Source organism: Gymnodinialimonas ulvae, assembly GCF_037543845.1.
Classification (GTDB): Bacteria; Pseudomonadota; Alphaproteobacteria; order Rhodobacterales; family Rhodobacteraceae; genus Gymnodinialimonas; species Gymnodinialimonas ulvae.
Window position 1 is genome coordinate 21,669 of the sequence record NZ_JBBIFX010000004.1, and the last position, 23,952, is coordinate 45,620.

Sequence of the window (23,952 nt, forward strand, 5' to 3'; positions counted from 1 at the left end):
TACATGGCGGATATGTCCGATGACGCCCCGCTCGAATCCGATCGCCTTGACGGCGCGCCGCACCCGCGCGACACCGCGCGCCTGTTTGGCCATGCCGGGCCGGAGGCCGAATTCCTGACCGCCGCCACTTCGGGCCGCATGCCCCATGGCTGGCTGCTGACCGGGCCGCGCGGCATCGGCAAAGCCACCTTCGCCTGGCGCGCCGCGCGCTTTCTTCTCGCCACGCCGCCGGTCGCCGCCAACGACATGTTCGGTGCCCCGCCGCCGCCCACATCGCTCGACATCGACCCCGAGCATCCCGTCGCCCGCCGCATGGCCGCCCTGTCCGAGCCGGGCCTTTACCTGCTCCGCCGTCCGGTCGACGACAAGGATGCGAAAAAGCTAAAGACCGTGATCACCGTCGACGAAGTGCGCGGGCTCAAGGGCTTTTTCCACATGTCCGCGGGCGATGGCCGCCGCGTTGTGATCGTCGACAGCGCCGATGAAATGAACCCCTCCGCCGCCAATGCCCTGCTCAAGGAACTCGAAGAACCCCCCGAAGGCGCGGTCCTGTTCCTGATCTCGCACCGCCCCTCGGGCCTTTTACCCACGATCCGCTCGCGCTGCCGTACATTGCGCTTCACCGCACTGGACGATGCGGATCTCGCCGCCGCCCTGATCCAGGCCGGGTCCGAGCCGCCCGAAGGCATCGCGCTGGCCAATCTCGCCCAAGGTTCCGTCGGGGCCGCGATCACGCTTGGCGAACAAGGCGGGCCTGCGCTCTATGGCGACATCATGCGTTTGATGGACACGCTGCCCAACATGGACCGCGCGCTGGCCCTCAAACTCGCCGAAGCGACTGCGGGCAAGGCGGGCGAGGCACGCTTCGCCCTCACGCTCAGCTTGCTGGAAACCGCGCTGGCCCGCGCCGCGCGTCTGGGCGCCACGGGCCAAGCTCCGCCCGACATCACCCCGGGCGAGGCCGCCACCCTCGCCCGCCTCGCCCCCACGCCTGCCCGCGCCCGCGACTGGGCCAACCTCGCGCAGTCGCTCACCGCACGCGCGCGTCAGGGTAAGGCCGTTAACCTTGACCCCGCCGCGCTCATCTTCGATATCTTCCTCGATCTGGACCGCACCGCGGCCCGCCTTGCCGCGTGAGCGCCCCATGACCCAACCCCATATCGTCGACAGCCATTGTCACCTCGATTTCGACAGCCTCGCGTCCGACCTGCCCGACGTGATCGCCCGCGCCCTCGACGCCGGTGTTACCCGTATGGTCACGATCTGCACGCGCCTCCGGAACGCGCCCGCCGTGCAAGCCATCGCCGAGGCCCACGCGCCCGTCTTCTGGGCCGGTGGCACGCACCCGATGTCCGCCGCCGAGGAACCCCTCGCCACGCTCGACGACCTCATCACCCTGGCCGGGCACCCGAAATTCGTCGGCATCGGCGAGACCGGCCTCGACTACCACTACACCGCCGACACCAAGCCCATCCAACAAGAAAGCCTGCGCCTGCATATCGAAGCCGCGCGGCAAACCCGCCTGCCGCTCATCATCCATTCCCGCGACGCCGATGACGACATGGCCCGCATCCTGACCGACGAACACCGCGCAGGCCCCTTCACCTGCGTCATGCATTGCTTCAGCTCATCGCCCGAGCTGGCCCGCGCCGCCCTCGATCTCGGCTTCTACCTCTCGATGTCGGGCATCGCCGCCTTTCCCAAATCCGGCGCCTTGCGGGATATCTTCGCAAGCGCGCCCCTCGACCGCATCCTTGTGGAAACCGACAGCCCCTACCTCGCGCCCCCGCCCCATCGCGGCAAACGCAACGAACCCGCCTTCACCGCCCACACCGCGCACACCGGCGCCGAGATCTTCGGCCTGCCCTACGCCGATTTCGCCGCCCAGACCTCCGCCAATTTCGACCGGCTGTTCTGGAAAGCCGCCGCCACCCCGAAAGCCGCGTAGAATGGCTGAAACCCGCTTCACCATTCTCGGTTGCGGCTCCTCTGGCGGCGTGCCCCGGCTTGGCGGCCATTGGGGTGCCTGCGATCCGGCAAACCCCAAAAACACCCGTCGCCGCTGCTCGCTCCTGGTCGAACGCAAGACCGACAACGGCACCACCGCCGTTCTGATCGACACCTCGCCGGACCTGCGCGCGCAGCTTCTTGACGCGGGCATCGGGCGGCTCGACGCCGTGCTCTACACCCATGCCCATGCCGACCATGTCCACGGCCTCGATGACCTGCGCATGATCGTCTTCAACATGCGCGCGCGCCTGCCGGTCTATGCCGATGGCGCCACCACGAACGACCTGCTCAGCCGCTTCGGCTACGCCTTCGTGCAGCCGCCCGGCTCCGCCTATCCGCCGATCCTCGACATCCACGGGATAGACGGCGATGTCACCATCGACGGGCCCGGCGGTCCACTCACCTTCACCCCGCTCGAAGTCGCCCACGGCAATATCCACGCCCTTGGCTTCCGCGTGGGCGACGTGGCCTACCTGCCCGATGTCTCCGATATCCCAGACGACGTCTGGCCCAGGCTCGCGGGCCTCGACACCTGGATCCTCGACGCCCTGCGCCGCGACCCGCACCCCTCGCACAGCCACCTGGCCAACTCGCTGTCATGGATCGAACGCGCCGCCCCGCGCCGCGCCGTGCTGACCAACATGCACATCGATCTCGACTACCAGACGGTGCGCGAGGAAACCCCCGACCACGTCGAGCCCGCATTCGATGGGATGTGCATCACCGCGCCTGGGTAAACGCACCCTCGCGCGCACCTCCGCGCCCAAACGCGCCACGGAGGGGCCATTCCTCCACGCCCACCTGACGCGTGCGGCGCGCGGATGCGGCCCAAAGCACCGGAGCAGCACCGCGGGTGCGCGCAGCGCGCACCGCCTCACATTCCCTTCCCCAACCGAACCCGCTAAGCCGGACCCATGCTCGACCTCCTCGCCATCGTCCTGCCCGTCTTCCTCGTCGTTGGCGCAGGGTACGCCGCCGTCTGGCGCGGGCTGTTCAAGGACAGCGCGGTGGACGGGCTCATGGCCTTCACCCAGAAATTCGCCATCCCCTGCCTGCTGTTCTCGGCCATCGCCACGCTGGATCTGGGCGCGGAACTCGACCTCGGGCTGCTCATCGCCTTCTACTCCGGCTCCACCCTGTGTTTCTTCGCGGGCCTGTTCGGCGCGCGGCTGCTGTTCAACCGCCCCTGGACCGACAGCGTCGCCATCGGCTTCTCCGCGCTCTTCGCCAACACCGTCCTTCTGGGCCTGCCGATCTCCGAACGCGCTTACGGCGTCGATGCCCTTGGGCCGAACTATACCATAATCGCCTTCCACGCGGCCTTCTGCTACCTGCTCGGCATCACCACGATGGAGATCGTGCGCGCCGAAACCCGTGGCGTGCGGCTCGCGGGCACCGTCGTGAAGGCGATGTTCCAGAACTCCCTGATGATCGGCATCGGCCTGGGCTTCATCGTCAATCTCACCGGCCTGCCGATCCCCGGCGTGCTGCGCGAGGCGCTCGACCTGATGATCCGCGCCGCCCTTCCGGCCGCACTCTTTGGCCTCGGCGGCGTGCTCTACCGCTACCGCCCCGAAGGAGACGTGGGCGTGATTGCGATGATCTGCGGCCTGTCCCTGATCATGCACCCGGCCGTGGCCTTCGGACTGGGCACCGGCCTCGGGCTCAGCACGCCACAACTCCAATCCGCCGTCATCACCGCCGCCATGGCCCCCGGCGTGAACACCTATATCTTCGCCGACATGTACGGCTGCGCCCGGCGCGTCGCGGCCACGTCGGTGCTGGTCGGAACCGCCCTGACCGTCCTCACCGCCGCTGCGTGGATTGCAATCGTGGGATGAACCCCTGCGACGCCAGCGCGTGTTCGCTATGGCGCGGCGAAGAGCGGGTTTGAGCCCAGACCTACCGGATGCTGCACGATGCACTAATGTCAGCTTTCTTTAGAGTTGACATTGTGCTTGTCATAATGACATGTATAATGTCGTTATGAAAGAACAACAACTTCACCAATTGATTTGGATGTCACGCCCTTTGATGCAGGCCGCAGAAGCCTGTGTTGAAGCGGGTTTGGTCGGAACCAACCTGACAGTCCGGATGCGCGCCGTTCTGGAGATGCTGGACAAATACGGAGAACAGACCGTCCCGGAGATTGCCGCAAGGCTCGAAATCAAACGGCAATACGTTCAGATCATGTGCAATGAAACGCTGGCTTCAGGTCTGGTCGAGCAACGCCCGAATCCTCGCCACAAGCGGTCTCCTGTCCTGGCGTTGACCGATCACGGTCGGACCCTCATCGAAGAGATCATTTCGAACGAAATGAAGCTTATGGAGAAGGTTGGTGTGAACCTAAGCTATCAAGACATTTCCACGGCGCTTGAGGTCGTGCTCACAGTGGCGGACAGACTGAAAACCCATGCAGGAAAGAGCGAATGACACTCGGTTACATCTTGGCCATCGCGGTCTTGCTCCTCATACTCTGGCTCGGCAACGGTATAAGACGCATTGGTGCGGTAAGTGTTGGAGAAACGATACCGGTCCGGCATGGATCAGCACTTCTGCTGATTGATTTGCAATCGGTATTCTGGGAGCGCGGTCCTTACTCGAACGCCGCAAAAGAAGCCGCCGCACGGGTCATTCTTTCGGAAGTAGAACCTGCGCGAGCGGAAGGCCATCCCGTCATCGCCGTGCGTCAGGAATGGTCGATCCCCTCAACCAAGGCAGTGGCAAAACTCTCGATGAAAGGGCAGGCGATTGAGGGCAGCGACGGGACCGAAATTGCCGAGGTTTTCACGTCACTACCCGACCATGTGCTTGTTAAGCGCGTGCAGGACGCATTCGAAACGGGCGAACTGGATGCTCTTTTGAAGAGTTACGGCGTCGGCAGGCTGCGTCTTGTTGGTTTGGACATGAATTACTGTGTGCAAAAGACGGCGCTGGCGGCCAGAAACCGGGGTTATGAGGTCACCGTCGTGAAAGAGGGGACACTTGCAGCCGCGCCGACGGAGAGCGCTGAAAAGCAGATGTCGTCAGCAGGTGTGGCCATTTGCTGAGCGGACATTGATCTTTCAAGTCGCAACGGCAGCAAGGTCCCGCAAAGCGGCCGCCCCTTAGATCCCCCCAAAAGCCCCCCCGAAATGACGGCCATACCCCGACCCCGCCCCTCACACGCGCAGGGTCTCGTCGCTGTCACCAAAATAGATATGATCCGCGGCTTGGCCCGCCCATTGAAAGGATCGGCATGGGGCACCGGGAAACCCTTTACAAAAGGTTAACAAAATCCAGAAAGCCGTTCTATATCAGCCACTTGACCCCTGGTTGCAACCTTGCAACCACTCCTCAATGCGGCGCGATCCCCCGCAAACGCTCCGAGCGCCGCCGCAGCATTTCCACCGTCGCCAGAAGCACGATCGAGATCGCCACAAGGATCGTCGCCGCCGCCAGAATGACCGGGCTGATCTGCTCGCGCAGGCCGGTGAACATCTGCCACGGCAAGGTCTGCTGCCCTGCCGATCCCACGAAGATCACCACCACCACCTCGTCGAACGAGGTGATGAAGGCAAAAAGCCCGCCCGAGATCACCCCCGGCAGGATCAAGGGCATCTGGATGCGGAAGAACGTCGTGACCGGATTGGCCCCCAAATTCGCCGCCGCCCGCGTCAGCGACCGGTCAAACCCCACCAGAGTGGCGGTCACGGTGATGATCACAAACGGAATGCCCAACGCCGCATGGGCCAGCACAACACCCCAATAGGTGCCCTGCAACCCGATGCGCGAGTAGAAGAAATACATCCCCGCCGCCGAGATGATTAGCGGCACGATCATCGGTGAGATCAGGATCGCCATGATCGCGCCCTTGAACGGCACATGGGTCTGGCTCAGGCCAATCGCGGCCAGCGTGCCGAACCCCACCGACAAAAGCGTCGCGACCGGCGCAATCATCAGGGAATTCCTGAGCGGCGTCATCCACTCCTCGCCCTCAAGCCCTGTCAGCTTGCCAATGATAAGCCCCAGAATGGCCCCGATCAGGATCGGGAACAGGTTCAATGACCCTTTCCAGAACTTCAGAACCACGCTCAAGACCGCCCCGGCGACCAGGCCGATCAGAAGCCCGATCCAGGGATAGCCGTCCTCGCCGAAGAAATCCTGGTAATGGTGCAGGCTGTAGGCCTCGGGATTGAGCGCCAGCATGCCCGGCGTGAAGGTGAAGAAGTCTTCGGCGTTGAAGCTCAGCGGAATGATGATGATGATCGGCGCGATCAGGAAGAAGAAGATCAACCCGCACAGCACCCGGAACCCGTAGAACCAGACGCGCTGCCCGAAAGTCGCATAGGGAGGGAGTTTCGTATCCATGATCGCGTTACCCCAGCTTCACATTGTCGATGCCGACGATCCGGTCGTAGAGCCAGTAGAGCACCAGAACCACCGCCAGCAGGATCGAGCCAAGCGCTGCCGCGAGGCCCCAGTTCAGGCTTGATGAGATGTGGAACGCGATCCGGTTCGAGATGAACGTCCCCGTCCGTCCGCCCACCAGCTCGGGCGTGATGTAGTAGCCGATGGCGAGAATGAACACCAGGATACACCCTGCCCCGATCCCGGGGATTGATTGCGGGAAATAGACCCGCCAGAACGCGGTCCAGTTCGTTGCACCCAGCGATTTTGCCGCCCGCACGTAACTCGGCGGGATCGTCTTCATCACCGAAAACATCGGCAGGATCATGAACGGCAGAAGGATATGAGTCATCGCAATGATCGTGCCGGTCTGGTTGTTGATCAACGCAAGACGCCCGTCATCGGCCACCAACCCGATCCACACCAGCACATCGTTGATCACCCCCTGTTGTTGCAACAACACCTTCCATGCGCTCGTCCGCACCAGAAGCGAGGTCCAGAACGGCAGCAGCACAAGGATCAGCAAGAGGTTCGATGTCCGCGTCGGCAGGTTCGACAGCAGGTAGGCAATCGGATAGCCCAAAAGGATGCAGCTGATCGTGATGGCCGCCGACATGAACAGCGTCCGCCAGAACAGCAGCAAATAGATGCGCTGATCCTCGGGCTGCGCCTCGACGCCCTCCGGCGTCAATTGCAGGTCTACCGAGGTCAGGAAATAGCCTGCGGTGAACGGGTCGGAAAATGCCTCGATCGTGCCCCAGACTTCGAGGTTCAGCCAATCCTCATCAATCTCCACGAAGGCCTCGCGCGGGCTCATCCCCTCGAAATCGGCGACCGCCGGGATTGCCTCGGCGACAAGATCGGCCATCGGACCGTCATACTCCGCTCCGTGGCCCGCGCTCAGGTCGCGGTAAAGCGCCAGATAGACGGTGTTCCACGGCTCTTCCGCGGTCGGGCTGTCATCATCTTGGGATTGGATCGTGCGCGCAAACGACCGATAGGCATCCGCCGTCTCGGGAAACGCGTCCCGCGCGGCGACCGACAGCTGGAACAACGTGCCCGCTCCGTCCACATCGCCGGCGTTGGCCGCCACCCAATCGGGCGCGCCCATCAGGGCTGTCCATGTCTCGGGTGCCCCCCAGGCCGCGTTCAGGTCGGTGAACTGATCGGCGTAGTCCTCGCCCACATCATCCACACCCCGCCCGGTGCGCCGAAAGAGAGACGACATTCCCGTCGTCTCATAGTTCAGCCGGCTGCCGAGGCGCGTATGCTCGCGCCGTTCGGTGGCGGCCATGAAATCATAAGCCAGCGCCGCGAATGTTGCGTCATCGGGCGCGTCAGACGGGTCCCACTCCTCAAGCGCGACCACGGTGCGCGGCAGCGTCTCGGACACGATCTGATTCTCGACCGAGCGGAACAGCATGTCCACGATCGGGGCGATGAAGGTGACGAGGATGAAGATCAACAGTGGCGCGATCAGCATCAGAGCGCGCAGCTTCTGCGCCCTCAGCGCGCGGGCCAGCGACCGCTTCAGCGGGCGGCCATCGGCGGCCAGCATTGGTCCCGATTGGGTCGCGTCGCTCATTCGACCCCCTCAACCACAAGGATCACGCTGTCGGCGGTGCGGCGGCGAATTTCGGCAACCTCTTGATATTCGGGGTCGTTATACGCGGCGAGCGCCGCTTTGTAGCTTGCGAATTCGAACACGACATGGCGCTGAAAGGTCTCTCCTTCCAGGATCTCGGATGTGCCACCGCGCACGATGGGCTTGGCCCCGTGGCTGAGCAGGATCGGCGTATCCCGTTCGATGTACTCTTGGTACGCCTCGGGATCATTCACCGTGATGTGACCAATGATGTAGCCTTTGGGCATGTCCGCCTCGTCGCATTTTGTGGGGTGTCGGGGCGACCATCGCCGCCCCGATCCTTTGCATTCAACCGCAGATTACTGGGCCAGCCACGCCTGGAAGCGCGCGTCCATGTCGTCGCGGTAATCCGCCCACCATTCGTAGTTGAACAGGAAGGTGTTCTCGGAATTCGCCGGATCGGTCGGCATATGCGGCGCCATCTCGATGCCGAGATCGGCATGGGTGCCCACCAGCGGCGCGGAAGACGCACGGGCCGGGCCGTAAGAGATGTACTGGGCCTGATCCGCCAGACGCTGCGTGTCGGTTGCGAACCGCAGGAAGTCGAGCGCACGCGCCAGACGATCTTCCGGCAGGCCGGCGGGGATGATCCAGCCGTCCAGATCGAACATCTGCCAATCCCAGAGCATGTTGACCGGCTGGCCCTGCTCTTCGATCAACGAGAACAGACGCCCGTTGTAGGTCGATCCAAGCACGACCTCGCCATCGGCCAGAAGCTGCGGCGTGTCGGCACCCGCGGACCACCACACGGTCTGATCCTTGATGGTGTCGAGCATCGCGAACGCACGGTCGAGACCTTCATCGGTTTCCAGCGTGTCGTAGACATCTTCGATGGCCACGCCGTCGCAGATCAGGGCCCATTCGAGGTTCGCGATCGGGCGGCGCTCCAGCGACCGCTGACCGGGGAAGGTCTCAAGGTCGAACACGTCGCAGACGCTGCTCGGCTCGGCACCGTTCCACTCCTCGACATCGTTGCGGTAGCCGAAGGCCGTCGAATAGACGATTTGCGGCACGAAGCAATCGGACACGATCAGGTCGCCGAAATCCTCGGTCGGGGTGGAGCCGTCATCGCCGGGTGCCAGCACCTCGTCATGGTCGATTTCCATCGCGAGGCCTTCGTCGCACAGGCGCATCGCATCGGCGGCCACGACGTCCACGACGTCCCAGGTCACGTTGCCCGCTTCGTTCATCGCGCGCAGACGGGCGACGGCTTCGGCCGAGCTTTCGTCCCAGATCACTTCGAGACCTTCATTCATCTCGGCATAGGGATCGGAATAAGCACGTTGCTGGCTGATCTGATAGGCACCGCCCCACGACACAAGCGTCATGGAACCGGCCATGTGTCCATCGGCCATAGCACCCGTCGTTACGAGGGCTGCGCCGGTGGTCAGGAGCATAAGGCTCTTGATTTTCATGGTTTGTCTCTCCTTGGTTGGACTTCGGTTTTCCCGTGGTTTTATCGCCCCTTACGGGACGTTATGCATCAAGTGCCCGGCAATCCTGCGGACGCCAGCCGATCTCGATGCTCTCCCCCGGAACCAGCCTGCGCTGATCGGGGGCATTCCGTGTCTTGATGATGAAATCGTCCATCCCCGCCACGTTCAATCGCGTGCGGTAAATGTCGCCCATGTAGACGAATTCCTTCACCTCAGCCTTCAGGGTATGCACGTCATCGGCCAGGCGCGAGCGATCCATCTCGACCCGTTCGGGCCGGATCGACACCCGGGTTTGCTCGCCCACGGCGCTGACGTTGACGGGCACGGCGTCGATGACTGACCCATCTTCAAGCGTGACCTCGCACATGTCACCCGACATCTTGCTGACGGTGCCCTGCAACGTGTTGTTCTCGCCGATGAACTGCGCAACGAAACTGTTCTGCGGCTCCTCGTAGAGCGTATCGGGTGCTGCGAGCTGCTGAATACGGCCATCGTCGAACACCGCAACGCGGTCCGACATGGTCAGCGCCTCGGTCTGATCGTGGGTCACGTAAACGGTCGTGATCCCCAGCTCATGGGCGAGGTTCGTGATCTCGAATTGCAGCGTCTCGCGCAATTGCTTGTCGAGCGCGCCAAGCGGTTCGTCCATCAACACCAGTTCTGGTTCGAACACCAACGCCCGGCTCAGCGCGATACGCTGCTGCTGCCCGCCGGACAATTGCGCCGGACGGCGGTTGATGAAATCGCCCATCTGCACCATGTCGAGCGCGCGCTTGATCTTGCCCTCGCGCTCGGATTTGGCCATGCCGCGCACCTCAAGCGGGAACGACAGGTTTTCACCCACTGTCATGTGCGGGAACAGCGCGTAGTTCTGGAACACCATCCCGATGCCGCGCTTGTGGGGCGGGATGTTGTTGATCGGCTTGCCATCAAGCGTGATCTCGCCGTGGGTGGCGGTCTCGAAGCCCGCAAGCATCATCAGGCAGGTCGTCTTGCCGGACCCCGAGGGCCCGAGCATCGTCAGAAACTCGCCTCGCGCAATGTGTAGATTGAGGTCTTTGACGACGAGTACTTCGCCATCATAGCTTTTCTGCACGCGATCGAAGGCAACGAACGCTTCCGTGTGGTCTGAGGTCAACCCTCACTCCCCTGTTGTACGTTGCGCGGTGTCTTCGACCCCAAGGGATTGCGCCCGCGCTTGGTCTTTCCCGACACTAAAGGGTTCGGGCGGAACTTCAACCAAAGCCTTCAGCATCGTGACATTGAGCACCGGTCTGCCGCAGACAAAGGGGAAAAACCGGCGATTGATCCACAAAAAACGGCGCAAACGGACGATCTGACGCCTTCTTGTGCGGACCCTGCAAAGCGCGTAACCCTCCGCCTGCGCGTTTTTTGCCTGTTGGATGCAAGCCCAGTGTCGAATGCCCATGACCAGCGACCAGACAGGCCAGGACCGGCTTCGCTGAACCTGGATCGTCGCGACCGCGCCTCGAATTCCGATATCATCGGGCGTCTTTGGCGCGGCTACATCCGCCCCTATTGGCGCTGGCTGATCCTGGCGGTGGTGCTCATGGCGCTCGAAGGGGCGGCGCTGGGGGCGTTTGCCTGGATGGTCGAGCCGATGTTCGACACGCTGACCGGCGAAAGCTCGATGCAGGGGGTCACGTTCGTGGCCCTCGGCGTCGGCGGGCTGTTCCTGTTCCGGGCACTGGCGGGCTTTGGGCAACGCATGATCATCGCGGGCGTCGGCATGCGGATCATCGCAACGCTCCAATCGCATCTGTTGCAGCATCTCCTGACGCTCGACACGGTCGTGTTTCAGCACAACCCGCCCGGCGCCCTGATCGAACGAATCCGCGGCGACACGCAACAATTGCAAAGCGCTGTTTCAAGCGCGCTTCTGACTGTCGGGCGCGACATGACGGCGCTTGTGGCCCTGTTCACGGTGATGATCACAACCGATTGGATGTGGACCCTTCTGACCCTGGTCGGCCTGCCGCTTCTGTTCTTTCCGATGCGGTTCGTGCACCGCCTGATCAAGTCGACCGCCCGAAAGAGCCGCGCGGTGTCGGCGCGGCTGACCACACGGCTGGACGAAACGCTGCATGGGATCCAGACCATCAAGCTGAACCGCCTGGAGGCCCATGAACGCGGCCGCTTTCGAAACGAGCTTGATGACTACCTCAAATTCGCCCTGCGCAGCCGTGCGGGTGCGGCGGCCAATCCGGCCCTGATCGATACGCTGGCCGCCATCGGTTTTGCAGCACTTCTATACGCCGGGGGGCAGTCGATCATTGCCGGTGACCGCACGGTGGGCGAGTTCATGTCCTTCTTCACCGCGCTTGGCCTGATGTTCGAGCCGATGCGCCGCCTGGCCTCGATCGCGGGGCAATTGCAAGCGGCCTCCGCCTCGGCCGAGCGGGTGTTCACCCTGCTGGATCTGCACCCCACGATCACGTCACCCGCGATGCCCAAACCGCTGGCCGACGGGGACATCGTCTTTGACAACGTGGTCCTGGGCTACGACAGCACACCGGTGCTGCGCGGGCTCAGCTTCACCGCCGCCGCCGGCAAAACCACCGCCCTTGTCGGCGCGTCGGGGGCCGGAAAGACCACCGTGTTCGCCGCCCTCACCCGTCTGGTCGATGCGACCGAGGGCCGGATCACCATCGGCGGTGTGTCGGTGAGCGATGCCGATATCCCGACCCTGCGCGACACGATTGCGGTCGTGGGTCAGGAGACCGCGCTGTTTGATGAAACGATTGCCGCCAACATTCGCATGGGCGCGCTGGACGCATCGGGCGACGACATCGCCCGCGCCGCGCAGGATGCGGAGGTGAAGGAATTTGCGCAATCCCTGCCCCACGGCCTCGACACGCCCGTGGGTCCGCGCGGATCAGGCCTGTCGGGGGGGCAGCGGCAGCGCGTGGCGATTGCCCGCGCGATGCTCAAGGCGGCGCCGATCCTGTTGCTGGATGAGCCGACCTCGGCGCTGGATGCCCGGTCCGAAAAACTGGTGGGCGCGGCGCTGGATCGGCTGGCCGAAGGGCGCACGACGCTGGTGATCGCGCATCGCCTGTCGACCATTCGCAACGCCGACCAGATCATCGTCATGGATCACGGCCGCGTGGTCGAGCAAGGCACCCATGACAACCTGCTGGCCAAGGGCGGCGCTTACGCGCATCTGCACGCAATGCAGATCACCGGCCAGGCGAACGAGCCGTGAATCAAAGCCACCGATCAATGTGCGAGCGCTGACCAGATCCCGAACAGGCCCACCAGAACAAGGCTGAGCGCCCAGACCAGATCAAGGTTGAACCAGGTCTTCGACAGGAATTTCAACCCCAGCCAAAAATAGATGAACGCCGCGATCACCGCACCCGCCGCCGTCATCGCCAAAGTGTGCAGCGCCGCGACCGTCACCGCGATGCCCAGATCGCTGCGCATCAGGGCCTGCGCCGCCAGATGCCCGGTATCATCGGGCGCGATCGCGCAGATCCCAAGGTAGATCGGCACCAGCATCAGACCCGCCCCATGGGCCAGCGCCGCGAGAAACGACCACAAAGCCAACCGCGCCGGATGCACCCGCGCAAGAAATCGCGGGTGGCGACGGTTGATCATCAGATAGATCCCCATCGCCACCACGATCACGCCCGCGCCGATGCGGATCTGGTCCTCGTATTCGACCAGCACGATCATCAGCGAAAACGGCAAAAGGATCGCCAGCATCGACGCGAAATGCCCAAGCGCCAAAAGCCCCAGCGCCTTGGGAAGGGCCGAGGCCTTGCGCTCCATCAAGGCGGCGGACACCGCCAGCGGCCACCCCATCCCGGGGTTCAACCCGTGATAGAGTCCCGAGGCGATGACGGCCCACCAAAGGGCCGCCGCGGAGAGATCTTCCATCTCCCGTCAGACGTTGGGGTAGCAGAAGCTGTCGGTCGAACAATCCCCGCCCTCAAGGCGGATCTGGTGCGCGCGATAGCCCTTGGGGAAGTCGATGTAGAAGTCCTCCGCAAGACGGAAGCCCTTCTCATCATTGTGGGCCATGACCATCTGCCCGCCTTCGTCGTTGGGGTAGAACTGATCATCCCATGTCGAATAAAGCGAGTTGGTCCAATAGACCCGCTTGCCGTCGCGGCTTACCTCGACCATCTGCGGGCCATAGACGAACGGCTTGCCGTTGGGATGCGTCGCCCCCTTGGCGATGCCGCCCACCTCAACCTTGCCCACAAGCTTGGGGTTCATCGGGTCCGACACATCGTATTGATGCATCTCGCCCAAGCCCCAGCAGGCCACATAGAGGTACTTGTCATCAAGGCTCAGGTCGATGTCGGTGACCAGCGGCGGCACCGCCTCGAACCCCTGCAACAACGGCGGCAGGTTCTCCGGCTTTTCGGGCCGCGGGTCGATGGTGATGACCTTCTTGGCCTGCCATGTCCCGTCCTCGCCGCGCCACCACGTGAAGATCGCGCCCTGCAGGTTGGTCGTATCCACCACCACGCCGCAGAAGCCGTAGGATTTCGTCGGATCATGGGCGGGCCGGATTTCCAGCGCCATCTGGTAATTCTCGCCGAAGTCGATGGTCTGGATATTCTTCCGCGCGCGCAGGTCCCAGAAATGGATCTTGTGGCCGTATTTGTTCGACAGCAGATCTTCGGGCACTACGCCGTTCTCGAATTGCGGTGGCAGACCCCATTCCGACGAGACCATGTAGTCCTGCGGCAGGTTCCACCAGAAATCGTAATGCTTGTCCTGCTCGCCCCGGTCCATCTCGTAGCGACCGATCACCTCGAACGTCTCGCAATCCATGATGAAGATGCCCGGAGGCCCGTCAGTGCCATCCTCGCCGCCGCCGCCAAGGGTGCTCACGTAAATCCCTTCGGGGCCGCAATGGATCGTGTGCGGGCGCGAATATCCGGTCTTGGCGAAAATCTCTTCCGGCTCGATGATCTTGTGGATCTTGGCCTCACGCGGCTCTTTCACGTCGATCACATACACCCGGCTCGACCGGATGCCCGGCACGATCAGATAGCGGCGCTCCAGAAACGCATGCCCCGTCAGCGGCGACAGCGACGAGGAACACGCGTTCCAGCCGAAGTGGTGAAACTCGTCGCCCTTGTTGGGCACGATCACCTGATGGACAATCTCGCCATAGGTTTTGGATTTCGGGTCAAGGTCGACTACCGCGATGCCATCGGATTGCGCGCCATCCGGGCTCAGCATCACGGTAAAGCCATAGGTTTCGACCGGGGCTTCCATCGCAAGCTTTGCCGATGCGTGGAACGTGGGGTCTGGTCTCAGGTTCATGTTGTCCTCCCGTTTGGTGAAGCGAAATCCTCTTGGCCGGGACTTTGCATCGCTTGATCGCAGCGCCTCCATCGCGGCCCGGCGCTTCGTCCGGTCCGCGCACTGCATCTTCGTCAAATGTCTGACAATTGGAACGCTGCCGCAGAATCACGGATCTGCAAAGCCTTTTCTGCGTCTTCCCGCGCAAATCCGCCGATCGGTCCTGCGCAAAACCTGCACGCTTTGCCCTTGGTCCCTGCACGGGCTGCGCGCACATCCTGCATCGGCTGCCGCCATCTTGCCTGCAACCAAACATGCCCAAGCAGCGGAGTTACACCATGAGCGGACCCTTGATCATTCGCGGCCTTCCCGACCGCCTCAAGCACGACGGCTGGTGGCTGATTGATGCGCCCAACCCCAAGGCCACGACCCAACATCCCGCGCCGGGCCTGGGCGCGCGGATCACCGATCGCAAAGCGGCGATCCTGGCGCTTCTGATCCTGATCGCGCTGGCCGATGTCAGCTTCTGGGGCCAGACCCCCGGCCTGTCGGTGGCGCTGTTCTGCATGGGGCTTTCCGCCGCCATGCTGGCGTGCAAACCCGAAAAGGCCAGCCGCCGCGAATGGGCCATGGCGATGGGGTTCGCGCTGGCCTGCAACCTCCCGATGCTCGAACAGGTGCAGCCCCTCTCCTTCGCCTTCAGCCTCGGGGGCATCGTCGCCCTTCTGGCCTGGATCGCGCAAGGCCCCCTCTTGCGCTGGAGCGAGGCATTGACCCCGTTCTTTCGGGCCTCGACCGATGGGCTGGCGCTTCTGCCGCGCCGCGTCGTGGCCAACGCGCGCACCCAAAAGGGCAACGCCGATTGGTCGGCCCTTGCCCGCAGCTACCTGATGCCGGTATCCATCGCGCTGATCTTCGTGGCGCTCTTTGCCATCGCCAACCCGCTGCTGGAACGCGCGCTGTCCAACGCGACGGATCTTGGCGCTCTACGCGGTGACAGCATCTGGCGCGTCCTGTTCTGGGCGGGCCTCGCGTGCATCCTGTGGCCCTACCTCAACACCCTCGCCCTGCGGCGCGACGCAGCCTTCCCCACAAGCCTTCCCGTGGGCGATCTGTCGGCCGGCTATCTCAACCCGCACTCCGTGCGCGTGTCGCTGATCGTGTTCAACGCGATTTTCGCGATCCAGACCCTGTCGGACCTCACGATCCTGACCGGCGGCGTCGCCCTGCCCGAGGGGATGACCTACGCGCAATATGCCCATCGCGGGGCCTATCCGCTTCTGGTGACGGCCCTTCTGGCGGGCGTGTTTGCCGCCGTGACGCATCGCATGGTGGCGCAGGACGCGCACCTGCGCTGGCTCGTCTACGCCTGGCTTGGCCAGACGCTGGTGCTGGTGTGCACCGCCGCGTTCCGGCTGCACCTCTATGTGCAGGCCTACGCCCTGACACACCTGCGCCTTGCGGCCTTCATCTGGATGGCTCTGATTGCGGCCGGCCTGATCCTCGTGGTGTTCCAGATCGCCCGCGCCCATCCCCTGGGCTGGCTGCTGCGCCGCAATGCCGTCCTGGCGCTGGCCACGCTGTACCTGTGCGGCTTCGTGAACTTCACCCATATCATCGCGTACCATAACCTCTCCGCCGACATCCCCATCGACCGGCTGGACCTGACCTATCTCTGCGGCCTCGGCGAACAGGTGATCCCCGCGATGTGGGACCACGGCCCGATCCATGACGATGTGATGTGCGGCGTCCATGGCCGCCCGAGCATCGCCTTCGACGATATCGACACCTGGCAGGAATGGGGCTTTCGCCGCTGGCGTCTTGAACGATACCTTGCCACCTACCACGACCTTTGAAAGCGCTCCGCGATGCCCGCCACCCTTCTGATCGTCGATGACGATCCCAACATCCGCGACGTGATAGGCTTCGCCGTCGAGGCAGCGGGCTATCACAGCGATTTCGCCGCCGATGGCGCGGCCGGTCTCGCCAAGGCGCAAACCGGGCAGGCCGATCTGGTGATCCTCGACATCGGCCTGCCTGAGATGGACGGCTTCGATCTGTGCAAGGAGCTGCGCAAGACATCGGACGTGCCGATCCTGTTCCTGACCGCGCGCGATGATGAGATCGACCGCATCCTCGGCATGGAAATCGGCGGCGACGACTACGTCACCAAACCGTTCTCGCCGCGCGAGTTGGTCGCGCGCATCAAGGCCATCCTCAAACGCGCCAACGGGCGCACGGCCCCGGCAGAGGCACTGTCCCACGGGGCGCTTGCGCTCGACCCCGAGCGGCACCTGTGCACTTTCGCGGGCCAGGACGTAGCCCTGACGCAATCGGAATTCTCTCTGCTCGAAGCGTTGCTGTCCAACCCCGACAAGATCACCCGCCGCGCGGCCCTCGTCGATGCGGTCTATGGCAACAACATTCATGTCTCCGACCGCACCATCGACAGCCATATCCGCAACATCCGCCGCAAATTGTCCGACGCGGGCTGCGCCGAGAGCATCGCGACCGTGCATGGCGTCGGCCTGAGGATGGGTCCGTGTCGGCCCGTGTGAGCCCGAAAACCTCCGCGCGCCGCCGGTGGCGGCCGGGCCTCGGCGGCGTGATCCTTGCGGTGCTGGTGCTGGTGCTGTGCCTGCCGTTCGCGGGGCTCACCCTGTTCCGCTTCTATGCCAACCAGCTTGTGCAACAGACCGAGGAAAGCCTGCTGATGCAGGCCGCCGTCCTGACCGCCACCTACGAAGAGCTCTACCGTTTCGCCGCCGACCTGCCGCCGCCCGACCTTCCCGCCGGGGAAATCCGCACCTATCGCCCGCTGTTTCCCGCCGTCACCGTGAACCCGCAAACGATCCTCGGACCCCGGCCCGACGGGCGCCCCGCCACGGAGCCTGTGCAGGAACCATACCGCGAAATCGCGCCCTACCTGTCGCACATCGCCGTTGCCGCGCAGGAACAGACTTTGGCCGGGTATCGCTTCCTCGACCGGTTCGGCACCGTCATCGCGGGCTCGGCGGAAACCGGTGCCTATCTGGGCCATGTGCAAGAGGTCGCCCTCGCGCTGAACGGCGACACCGTATCCGTCCCGCGCCGCCGCATCCGCTCCACCGCCGAGCCGCTGATCTACCGCACCAGCCAGGGCACGCGTGTGCGCATTTTCGTGGCGATGCCGGTGATGGTGGGTGAGGACATCGTCGGTGTCGTCTACCTCAACCGCACGCCCAACCACATCTTCCGGTTCCTCTATACCGAACGCCTGAACCTGTTCAGCGCGCTGGTCTTCGTGCTGCTGTCGACCGGGTTGATCGGCTATCTCTTCTGGCGTTTCGTCTCGCGTCCGATCAAATCGCTGGCCGCGCGGACCGAAACCTTTGGCGCATCCGATGCCCGCTGGAAGCCGCTTGACCATTACGGCACCCGCGAAATCGAAACGCTCGCCCAAAGCTTCGGCACCATGGCCAACCGGTTACAGGACCAGCAGACCATGCTGAAGACCTACACCGCCCATGTCAGCCACGAAATGAAATCGCCACTGACCGCAATCAAGGGCGCGGTCGAGTTGCTGCAAGACACCACGATGCCACCCGACGCCCAAGCCAAATTCCTGCACAACATCGCCCGCGACGCGGACCGGATGGAGCACCTTCTGGCGCGGATGCGGGAATATTCCGCCGTGGGGCAGCTTGCCTCGGACGGGACCAGCGATCTTGCAAGTGTGATGGACAATGTCGCCGCCCATTTCCCCACCCTCGACATTGCCGCAACCGGCGCCCCCCGGACGGTTCCCTTGTCGGCAGAGGCGTTGTCGATTGTCCTGCGTCACCTGATCGAAAACGCGGAAAGCCACGGCGCTACCGAGGTGCGCCTCACGCCCACCCGCACCGGCTTCACGTTGCGCGACAATGGCTCCGGCATCAGCCCCGGCAACCGAGACCGGGTGTTCGAGCCGTTCTTCACCTCGCGCCGCACCGAAGGCGGCACCGGCATGGGCCTGTCCATCGTGCGCTCGGTTCTGGCGCAGGCCGACGGCGAGATTACGTTGGAAGACACCGCAAGCGGCACCACCTTTCGCATCCGTTTCCCCGGCTGAGCCCCCCGGGCTTGCAGCAGCCCCCATTCCCCTGCACATCTTTTGGCGAAGCATTGCAGAGGCCAACATGACAGATCATCCCAAGACCATGCGCGCTGTTGTTCTCAAGCGTCACGGCGGCTTTGACGCGCTGGAGTACGAACCGCACTGGCCCGTCCCCACGCCTGGCCCCGAACAGGTTCTGATCCAGGTGCGGGCGACCGGCATGAACAACACCGACGTGAACACGCGGGCGGGCTGGTATTCGAAATCCGTGACCGAGGCCACGACCGGCAGCGCCTATGACACGTTGGACGGCGCGGCCGACAACACCTGGGGCGGCGCGGGCATCGCCTTTCCGCGAATTCAGGGGGCCGATGTCTGCGGCATGGTGGTCGGCGCAGGCGCGCGGGCCGACCAAAGCCTGATCGGCAAACGGGTGATTGCCGACAATTGGCTGCGCGATTGGGATGATCCCCTGAACATGCACAAGACCGGCTATTTTGGGTCCGAGGCGGACGGCGGCTTCGCCGAATACACCGTGATCGACCACCGCAATGTCGCCGCCATTGACACGCCGCTGAGCGACGCGGAACTGGCAACGTTCTCCTGCTCCTACGCCACGGCGGAGGGAATGTTGGACAAGGCCGGTGTCGGGGCGTCGGACGTGGTGCTCGTGACCGGGGCCTCGGGCGGGGTTGGTGGCGCGCTCATTCAGCTGGCCAAGCGGCGCGGCGCGCGCGTGGTGGCGCTGGCCTCGCCCGCCAAACACGCCGATGTCGCCAAATGCGGCCCCGACGCGATCCTGCCGCGCGCGCCGGATGACCTCAAAGCGGCGCTGCACAAGGCCATCGGGCGCGAGAGCGTTACCGTTGTCGCCGATATCGTGGCGGGGGAATACTTCGCGACCCTCATCGACGCGCTCGATCGCGGCGGGCGCTACGTGACCTCCGGCGCCATAGCCGGGCCGATCGTGAGCCTCGATGTGCGCACTCTCTACCTGATGGATCTGACGTTTTACGGCTCGACGGTGAACCCGCCCGAGACGTTCCGCAACCTCGTGCGCCATATCGAAGCCGGAGAAGTCAAACCGATGCTCGCCGCCACCTATGCGCTGGAGGATTTCAAGGCCGGGCAGCAGGCCTTCATCGACAAGGTCCATACCGGCAACATCGTGGTCGTGATGTAGGCGGTCTTGGCGCGGGTGGGACCGGTGTCAAAGCCGCATGTCGCGGCAGCGAAGACTTGAGACAAATCAGGCGCAACAAGCCATGAGTCTTATCTCTTGTTTAACCGGTCTTCGATAGCGATTGGGCAGACCGTTCGTTCCATCATGTCAGGCAAGCCGTGTAATTCCCCGTGCCGAACCCATTCTTGATTTATGCCGCCGTTCAATCGGTTGGTTTTGCTTGTGTGTCTTCGAAAGGCCAAGCCCGTTTCTTTGCGGAACGCTCGGCGGTTCTGTTCGGCGGATTTGAGACCGGCGGCATCCTCAAGAAAATGGGAAATCATGCGCTGCCCCCCGTCCCGATGGTTTCCCGCCATCGCGTCAAAACAGCCGCCCGACATCGAAAACCCAAACCCGCAAGGCGCAACCTCGCGCCATCACCTCCTGCAGGTGCCCGTGCTGCATGGAATGCCGGTTCGCGCGCCGCGCCAATGCCCGTGCATGGACGTCGTGCAACAGACCTTTATCGCCGTGTGGAGGATCATAGATGACAACCTACACCGTCACACTTTCCAACTACAACGACGCCTCATTCTGGAGTTCGATTAGCGAATCCGGGCCGGGCAATGTGTTGGATTTCACGGCGCTTCCGTCCAATTTCGTTATCGCTTTTGAAAGCGCGAACAGCATCATTTGGATATGGGACAACACCGACTGGACTTCCATCGGAGAGCAGGGTTTCGGCGCAACCTTCAATCTCGGCGCCCCGACACAGCTCGATTATTTTGGTGAGGTCCGGGTCGGCGATGCGCGTGCATACAATCTCGGGAGCATCGGCGATGACACGCTGTTGTCCGGGGCCGGAAACGACACCATCGTTCTCAGCGGCGGCAACGACCAGATCACCACCGGCGGAGGAAACGACGCCATCATGTCCGCCAACTCGAACCAGGGCAACGACACGATCAACGCAGGTTCTGGCAACGACACGATCGAACACAATGCCAACACCGATAGCATTGATGCGGGGTCCGGCGATGATCGGATCGTAAATGTGCATGTCACGAGCGGCGCTGAGTCCACAGCAATCGACGGTGGTTCCGGTACGGATACCTACGTGTTGGGCGCTGCTGGGAATTTCACGTCCGCTCACATGGTCAACCTGTCGACTGGCGCAGTGACGTACGGTGGCAATTTCCGCGATTCGATCTCGAACATCGAAAACGTCGAAATCGATGAGAGTGCCGCCGGTGCCCGGGGCGATGACAATGCCAATGCCCTGACCGGCACCGGCAATTTCGGCAACCTTTTCGATGGGCGCGGCGGGGCAGACACCATTGATGGCGGCGCAGGCAATGACAGTCTTGACGGTGGTCAGGGAACGGACAGCGTCCTTGGGGGCGATGGTGCGGATGACATCACCGGAGACGGGATAACTGAAAACATCTCCGATTTCGCCTCGGTCGGAGGGGCCGCGACCAATCTGACGATTACCAACAGTTCTGACGGCCCGATCGAGCTTTGGTGGATCGATAGTGCCGGAACACTGACCCGCTATGCCCGGATCGAGGCCGGCGACACATACGTCCAGTCCACCTACGACGCCCACAACTGGTTGCTGCGGGATGAGGAAGGGTTCCACCTCGAACTGATCCAAGGCGCACCGAACCAGACGGTGAACTATGGCGCTGAAGGGCTGGACGACACGCTGGAAGGCGGTGCCGGAGATGATGAAATCCGGGGTATGTTCGGCGACGACCTGATTGATGGCGGCACCGGGACAGACACGCTTTTGGGCGGCGTCGGCAGTGACAGCATCGACGGCGGGACTGGTAGCGACAGCATCGAAGGTGGCGCTGGCGACGACAGCCTTTTTGGAGGCCTTGATAACGACACGATCGCGGGCGGCGACGGGGACGACTTTATCGAGGGTGGCGCTGGCGACGACAGCCTGTCTACAGGGCTTGGTCAGGACACGCTGATCGGCGGCGATGGCAACGATACGCTGACCAACAGCGCAGGCGACGACAGCCTTGATGGCGGCTCGGGTGACGACAGCCTGGTGGCCACCGATGGCAACGATACGCTCCGCGGGGGCACCGGCAACGATCGGATGGAGGGCGGCAACGATGCCGACACCTTCCTCATCGAAGACAATTTCGGCAATGACACCATCATCGGCGGCGAGGGTGGCACTGACCTTGATACCATCGACGTCTCCGCGCTGACCGGCGATGCCACGGTCAGTTTTTCGGGACCAGAGGCGGGGACGCTTTCAAACGGTACGCACACAATCACCTTCACCCAGATCGAGCAGTTCATTCTGCCCAATGGCGACACCATCAGCTCGGGGCAGGCAGGAGACATCCTGTATATCGGTGACGCGACAAACAACGGCTTTGGCGGGAATGGGGGCGACGATACCCTCGCAGGGGGCGACGGCAACGATAGTCTCGGCGGCAACGGCGGCGCCGATGTGATCACCGGGGGTGCCGGTGATGATAATATCGGAGGAGGCCGTGACAACGACACCATCAGCGGCGGCGACGGTGCGGATGGAATTGGAGGCGATGAAGGCGACGACCTGATCTTTGGCAACGCTGGCGATGATCAGATGGGCGGCGGCGATGGAAACGATATCATCTCGGGCGGCGACGGCGCGGATGATGTCGGTGGGGATGGCGGAAACGACCTTGTCTATGGCGACGCAGGCGATGACACTCTCTCGGGAGGCACCGGCGATGACACTCTCTCGGGCGGCACGGGCAATGACACTTTGGCCGGCGGCGATGGGGATGATGTCTTCACCTATGCGGTGGGCGACGGTGACGACACGATCACCGATTTCAACTTCGGAAATTCTGGTGCGCTTGGCGACGGTGATACAACCAACAACGACTTCATCAATCTGTCGCCATTTTATGACAGCATGGCCGAGGTCCACGCCGATTTCGATGATGACGGCGTGCTCAACCAGTCCAACGAGGGGGTCGACGGAGCAGACTATTCGGACAATGCGCGGTTTGGCATGGACGATAGCCTCACCTTTCAGGGGGCCAATCGCGACAGCTTCACCGCTGACAACACCGGGGTCGTGTGCTTCGCCAGCGGCACAATGATCCTGACCCCGCAGGGCGAAGTCCCCGTTGAACACTTGAGCGTGGGTGATCTTGTGACGACCTGTGACAATGGTCCGCAGCCAATCGTCTGGATCGGACACCGCAGCCTCGGGCCGGAAGACCTGGCCGATGCACCACATCTCAAGCCCGTGGAAATCGCGGCTCGTGCCTTTGGCAACGAACGCCCGCTTGTCGTGTCACCCCAGCACGGCGTCTTGCTAGACCTATACGGCAACGAAAGGTTCATTCGGGCCAACCAGCTTGCAAAGCTCAGAGGCGGAAAGGTTCGTCAGCGCAAGGGCTGCAAACGTGTCACCTACTGGCACATCCTGTTCGAGCGCCATGAAGTCGTCTTTTCAAACGGTCTGGCCTCGGAAAGCTTCTTCCCGGGCCCGCGCGCTGTTGCAAACCTTAGCCTTCGGTCCCGGAGCACGCTTGAGCAGCTCTCCCCGGGCATCACTCAGGTCCGTGATCTTGGCACAGCGGTTCACATGTACGGGGCTGCCGCGCGGCCGCATTCCCGCACGCAGGAGCTACCCACCCATCTCGCAGATTTGTCACCGCGGTTTGCTTGTCAGGCCAGCAGCACAATGGATGTTGCTGTCGGATGAAGGTGAACCCGTCTCATCCAGGATAGCGTGAGTTCCGTTTGTTCACCACTGGCCTGCTGCCGGTTTCGTGGACACCGAGACAACCTGTTTACGGGATCGGAGTATCTACTTGACGAGAAGCGTGTTCAGCCGCGCGTTCGAACAGGAAGCGGTGGATTTGATAATGCGTCGGCACGGCTCAGGCTTCACGGGATCCTGGGATACATACAACGGTGCTTC

The 23,952-nt window shown here is 63.1% G+C and carries 19 protein-coding genes; 12 read left to right on the top strand and 7 right to left on the bottom strand.

Translation table 11 applies throughout. From position 1 onward, the window contains the following. Positions 1 to 12: 12 nt before the first annotated feature. The 6 genes from V8J83_RS17170 to V8J83_RS17195 all read left to right on the top strand — a co-directional run bounded on the left by V8J83_RS17170 (position 13) and on the right by V8J83_RS17195 (position 5,060). Entirely contained in the window at positions 13 to 1,137 is a 1,125-nt protein-coding gene (locus V8J83_RS17170; protein WP_339987717.1) for a DNA polymerase III subunit delta', read from the top strand. Between the two features lie 7 nt (positions 1,138 to 1,144). Further along, positions 1,145 to 1,948: a TatD family hydrolase gene (locus V8J83_RS17175; protein WP_339987718.1), complete on the top strand. Its 804-nt coding sequence runs from the start codon at positions 1,145 to 1,147 to the stop codon at positions 1,946 to 1,948. Between the two features lies 1 nt (position 1,949). Beyond that, positions 1,950 to 2,747: an MBL fold metallo-hydrolase gene (locus V8J83_RS17180; protein WP_339987719.1), complete on the top strand. Its 798-nt coding sequence runs from the start codon at positions 1,950 to 1,952 to the stop codon at positions 2,745 to 2,747. A 177-nt stretch (positions 2,748 to 2,924) separates the two neighbouring features. After that, positions 2,925 to 3,851 carry an AEC family transporter gene (locus V8J83_RS17185; protein ID WP_339987720.1) on the top strand — a complete coding sequence of 309 codons (927 nt, stop codon included), beginning with the start codon at positions 2,925 to 2,927 and terminating at the stop codon, positions 3,849 to 3,851. A 145-nt stretch (positions 3,852 to 3,996) separates the two neighbouring features. Further along, positions 3,997 to 4,443, top strand: a complete 447-nt coding sequence (locus V8J83_RS17190; protein ID WP_339987721.1) for a MarR family winged helix-turn-helix transcriptional regulator — start codon at positions 3,997 to 3,999, stop codon at positions 4,441 to 4,443. Then, the gene (locus tag V8J83_RS17195; protein ID WP_339987722.1) at positions 4,440 to 5,060 is read left to right on the top strand and encodes a cysteine hydrolase family protein; all 621 of its coding nucleotides are present in this window, start codon (positions 4,440 to 4,442) and stop codon (positions 5,058 to 5,060) included. Before V8J83_RS17190 ends, V8J83_RS17195 begins: the two co-directional genes overlap by 4 nt. 286 nt (positions 5,061 to 5,346) lie before the next feature. Here the strand turns inward: V8J83_RS17195 and V8J83_RS17200 are convergent, their stop codons facing one another. The 5 genes from V8J83_RS17200 to V8J83_RS17220 form a co-directional block, all read right to left on the bottom strand. Then, on the bottom strand, positions 5,347 to 6,360 hold the full coding sequence (locus V8J83_RS17200) for an ABC transporter permease (RefSeq protein WP_339987723.1): 1,014 nt from the start codon (positions 6,358 to 6,360) through the stop codon (positions 5,347 to 5,349). 7 nt (positions 6,361 to 6,367) lie between these two features. Next, positions 6,368 to 7,984 (bottom strand): ABC transporter permease, encoded by a 1,617-nt coding sequence (locus V8J83_RS17205; RefSeq protein WP_339987724.1) that lies wholly within the window; start codon positions 7,982 to 7,984, stop codon positions 6,368 to 6,370. Next, the gene (locus V8J83_RS17210) at positions 7,981 to 8,271 is read right to left on the bottom strand and encodes a DUF1330 domain-containing protein (RefSeq protein ID WP_339987725.1); all 291 of its coding nucleotides are present in this window, start codon (positions 8,269 to 8,271) and stop codon (positions 7,981 to 7,983) included. Before V8J83_RS17210 ends, V8J83_RS17205 begins: the two co-directional genes overlap by 4 nt. 72 nt (positions 8,272 to 8,343) lie before the next feature. Next, complete coding sequence (locus tag V8J83_RS17215) at positions 8,344 to 9,459, bottom strand: extracellular solute-binding protein (RefSeq protein WP_339987726.1); 1,116 nt, start codon at positions 9,457 to 9,459, stop codon at positions 8,344 to 8,346. A gap of 61 nt (positions 9,460 to 9,520) precedes the next feature. After that, positions 9,521 to 10,618: an ABC transporter ATP-binding protein gene (locus V8J83_RS17220; RefSeq protein ID WP_339987727.1), complete on the bottom strand. Its 1,098-nt coding sequence runs from the start codon at positions 10,616 to 10,618 to the stop codon at positions 9,521 to 9,523. A 276-nt stretch (positions 10,619 to 10,894) separates the two neighbouring features. Between V8J83_RS17220 and V8J83_RS17225 the strand changes: the two genes are divergently transcribed. Further along, entirely contained in the window at positions 10,895 to 12,706 is a 1,812-nt protein-coding gene (locus V8J83_RS17225) for an ABC transporter ATP-binding protein (RefSeq protein ID WP_339987728.1), read from the top strand. A 14-nt stretch (positions 12,707 to 12,720) separates the two neighbouring features. On the opposite strand, the gene V8J83_RS17230 is transcribed toward V8J83_RS17225, so the two are convergent. Then, positions 12,721 to 13,383: a hypothetical protein gene (locus V8J83_RS17230; RefSeq protein ID WP_339987729.1), complete on the bottom strand. Its 663-nt coding sequence runs from the start codon at positions 13,381 to 13,383 to the stop codon at positions 12,721 to 12,723. Between the two features lie 6 nt (positions 13,384 to 13,389). After that, a complete protein-coding gene (locus V8J83_RS17235) occupies positions 13,390 to 14,787 on the bottom strand; it encodes a selenium-binding protein SBP56-related protein (protein ID WP_339987730.1) in 1,398 nt (465 codons plus the stop codon). A 317-nt stretch (positions 14,788 to 15,104) separates the two neighbouring features. Between V8J83_RS17235 and V8J83_RS17240 the strand changes: the two genes are divergently transcribed. The 5 genes from V8J83_RS17240 to V8J83_RS17260 all read left to right on the top strand — a co-directional run bounded on the left by V8J83_RS17240 (position 15,105) and on the right by V8J83_RS17260 (position 23,733). Then, positions 15,105 to 16,622: a DUF4153 domain-containing protein gene (locus tag V8J83_RS17240; protein WP_339987731.1), complete on the top strand. Its 1,518-nt coding sequence runs from the start codon at positions 15,105 to 15,107 to the stop codon at positions 16,620 to 16,622. A gap of 12 nt (positions 16,623 to 16,634) precedes the next feature. Then, the gene (locus tag V8J83_RS17245; RefSeq protein WP_339987732.1) at positions 16,635 to 17,324 is read left to right on the top strand and encodes a response regulator; all 690 of its coding nucleotides are present in this window, start codon (positions 16,635 to 16,637) and stop codon (positions 17,322 to 17,324) included. Continuing rightward, entirely contained in the window at positions 17,309 to 18,856 is a 1,548-nt protein-coding gene (locus V8J83_RS17250) for a HAMP domain-containing sensor histidine kinase (protein ID WP_339987733.1), read from the top strand. The genes V8J83_RS17245 and V8J83_RS17250 overlap by 16 nt, the downstream gene beginning before the upstream one ends. Positions 18,857 to 18,944: 88 nt before the next feature. Next, positions 18,945 to 20,024, top strand: coding sequence for an alcohol dehydrogenase family protein (locus V8J83_RS17255; protein ID WP_339987734.1), 1,080 nt, complete (start codon positions 18,945 to 18,947; stop codon positions 20,022 to 20,024). A 526-nt stretch (positions 20,025 to 20,550) separates the two neighbouring features. Then, positions 20,551 to 23,733 carry a Hint domain-containing protein gene (locus tag V8J83_RS17260; RefSeq protein ID WP_339987735.1) on the top strand — a complete coding sequence of 1,061 codons (3,183 nt, stop codon included), beginning with the start codon at positions 20,551 to 20,553 and terminating at the stop codon, positions 23,731 to 23,733. Positions 23,734 to 23,952 lie beyond the last annotated feature (219 nt).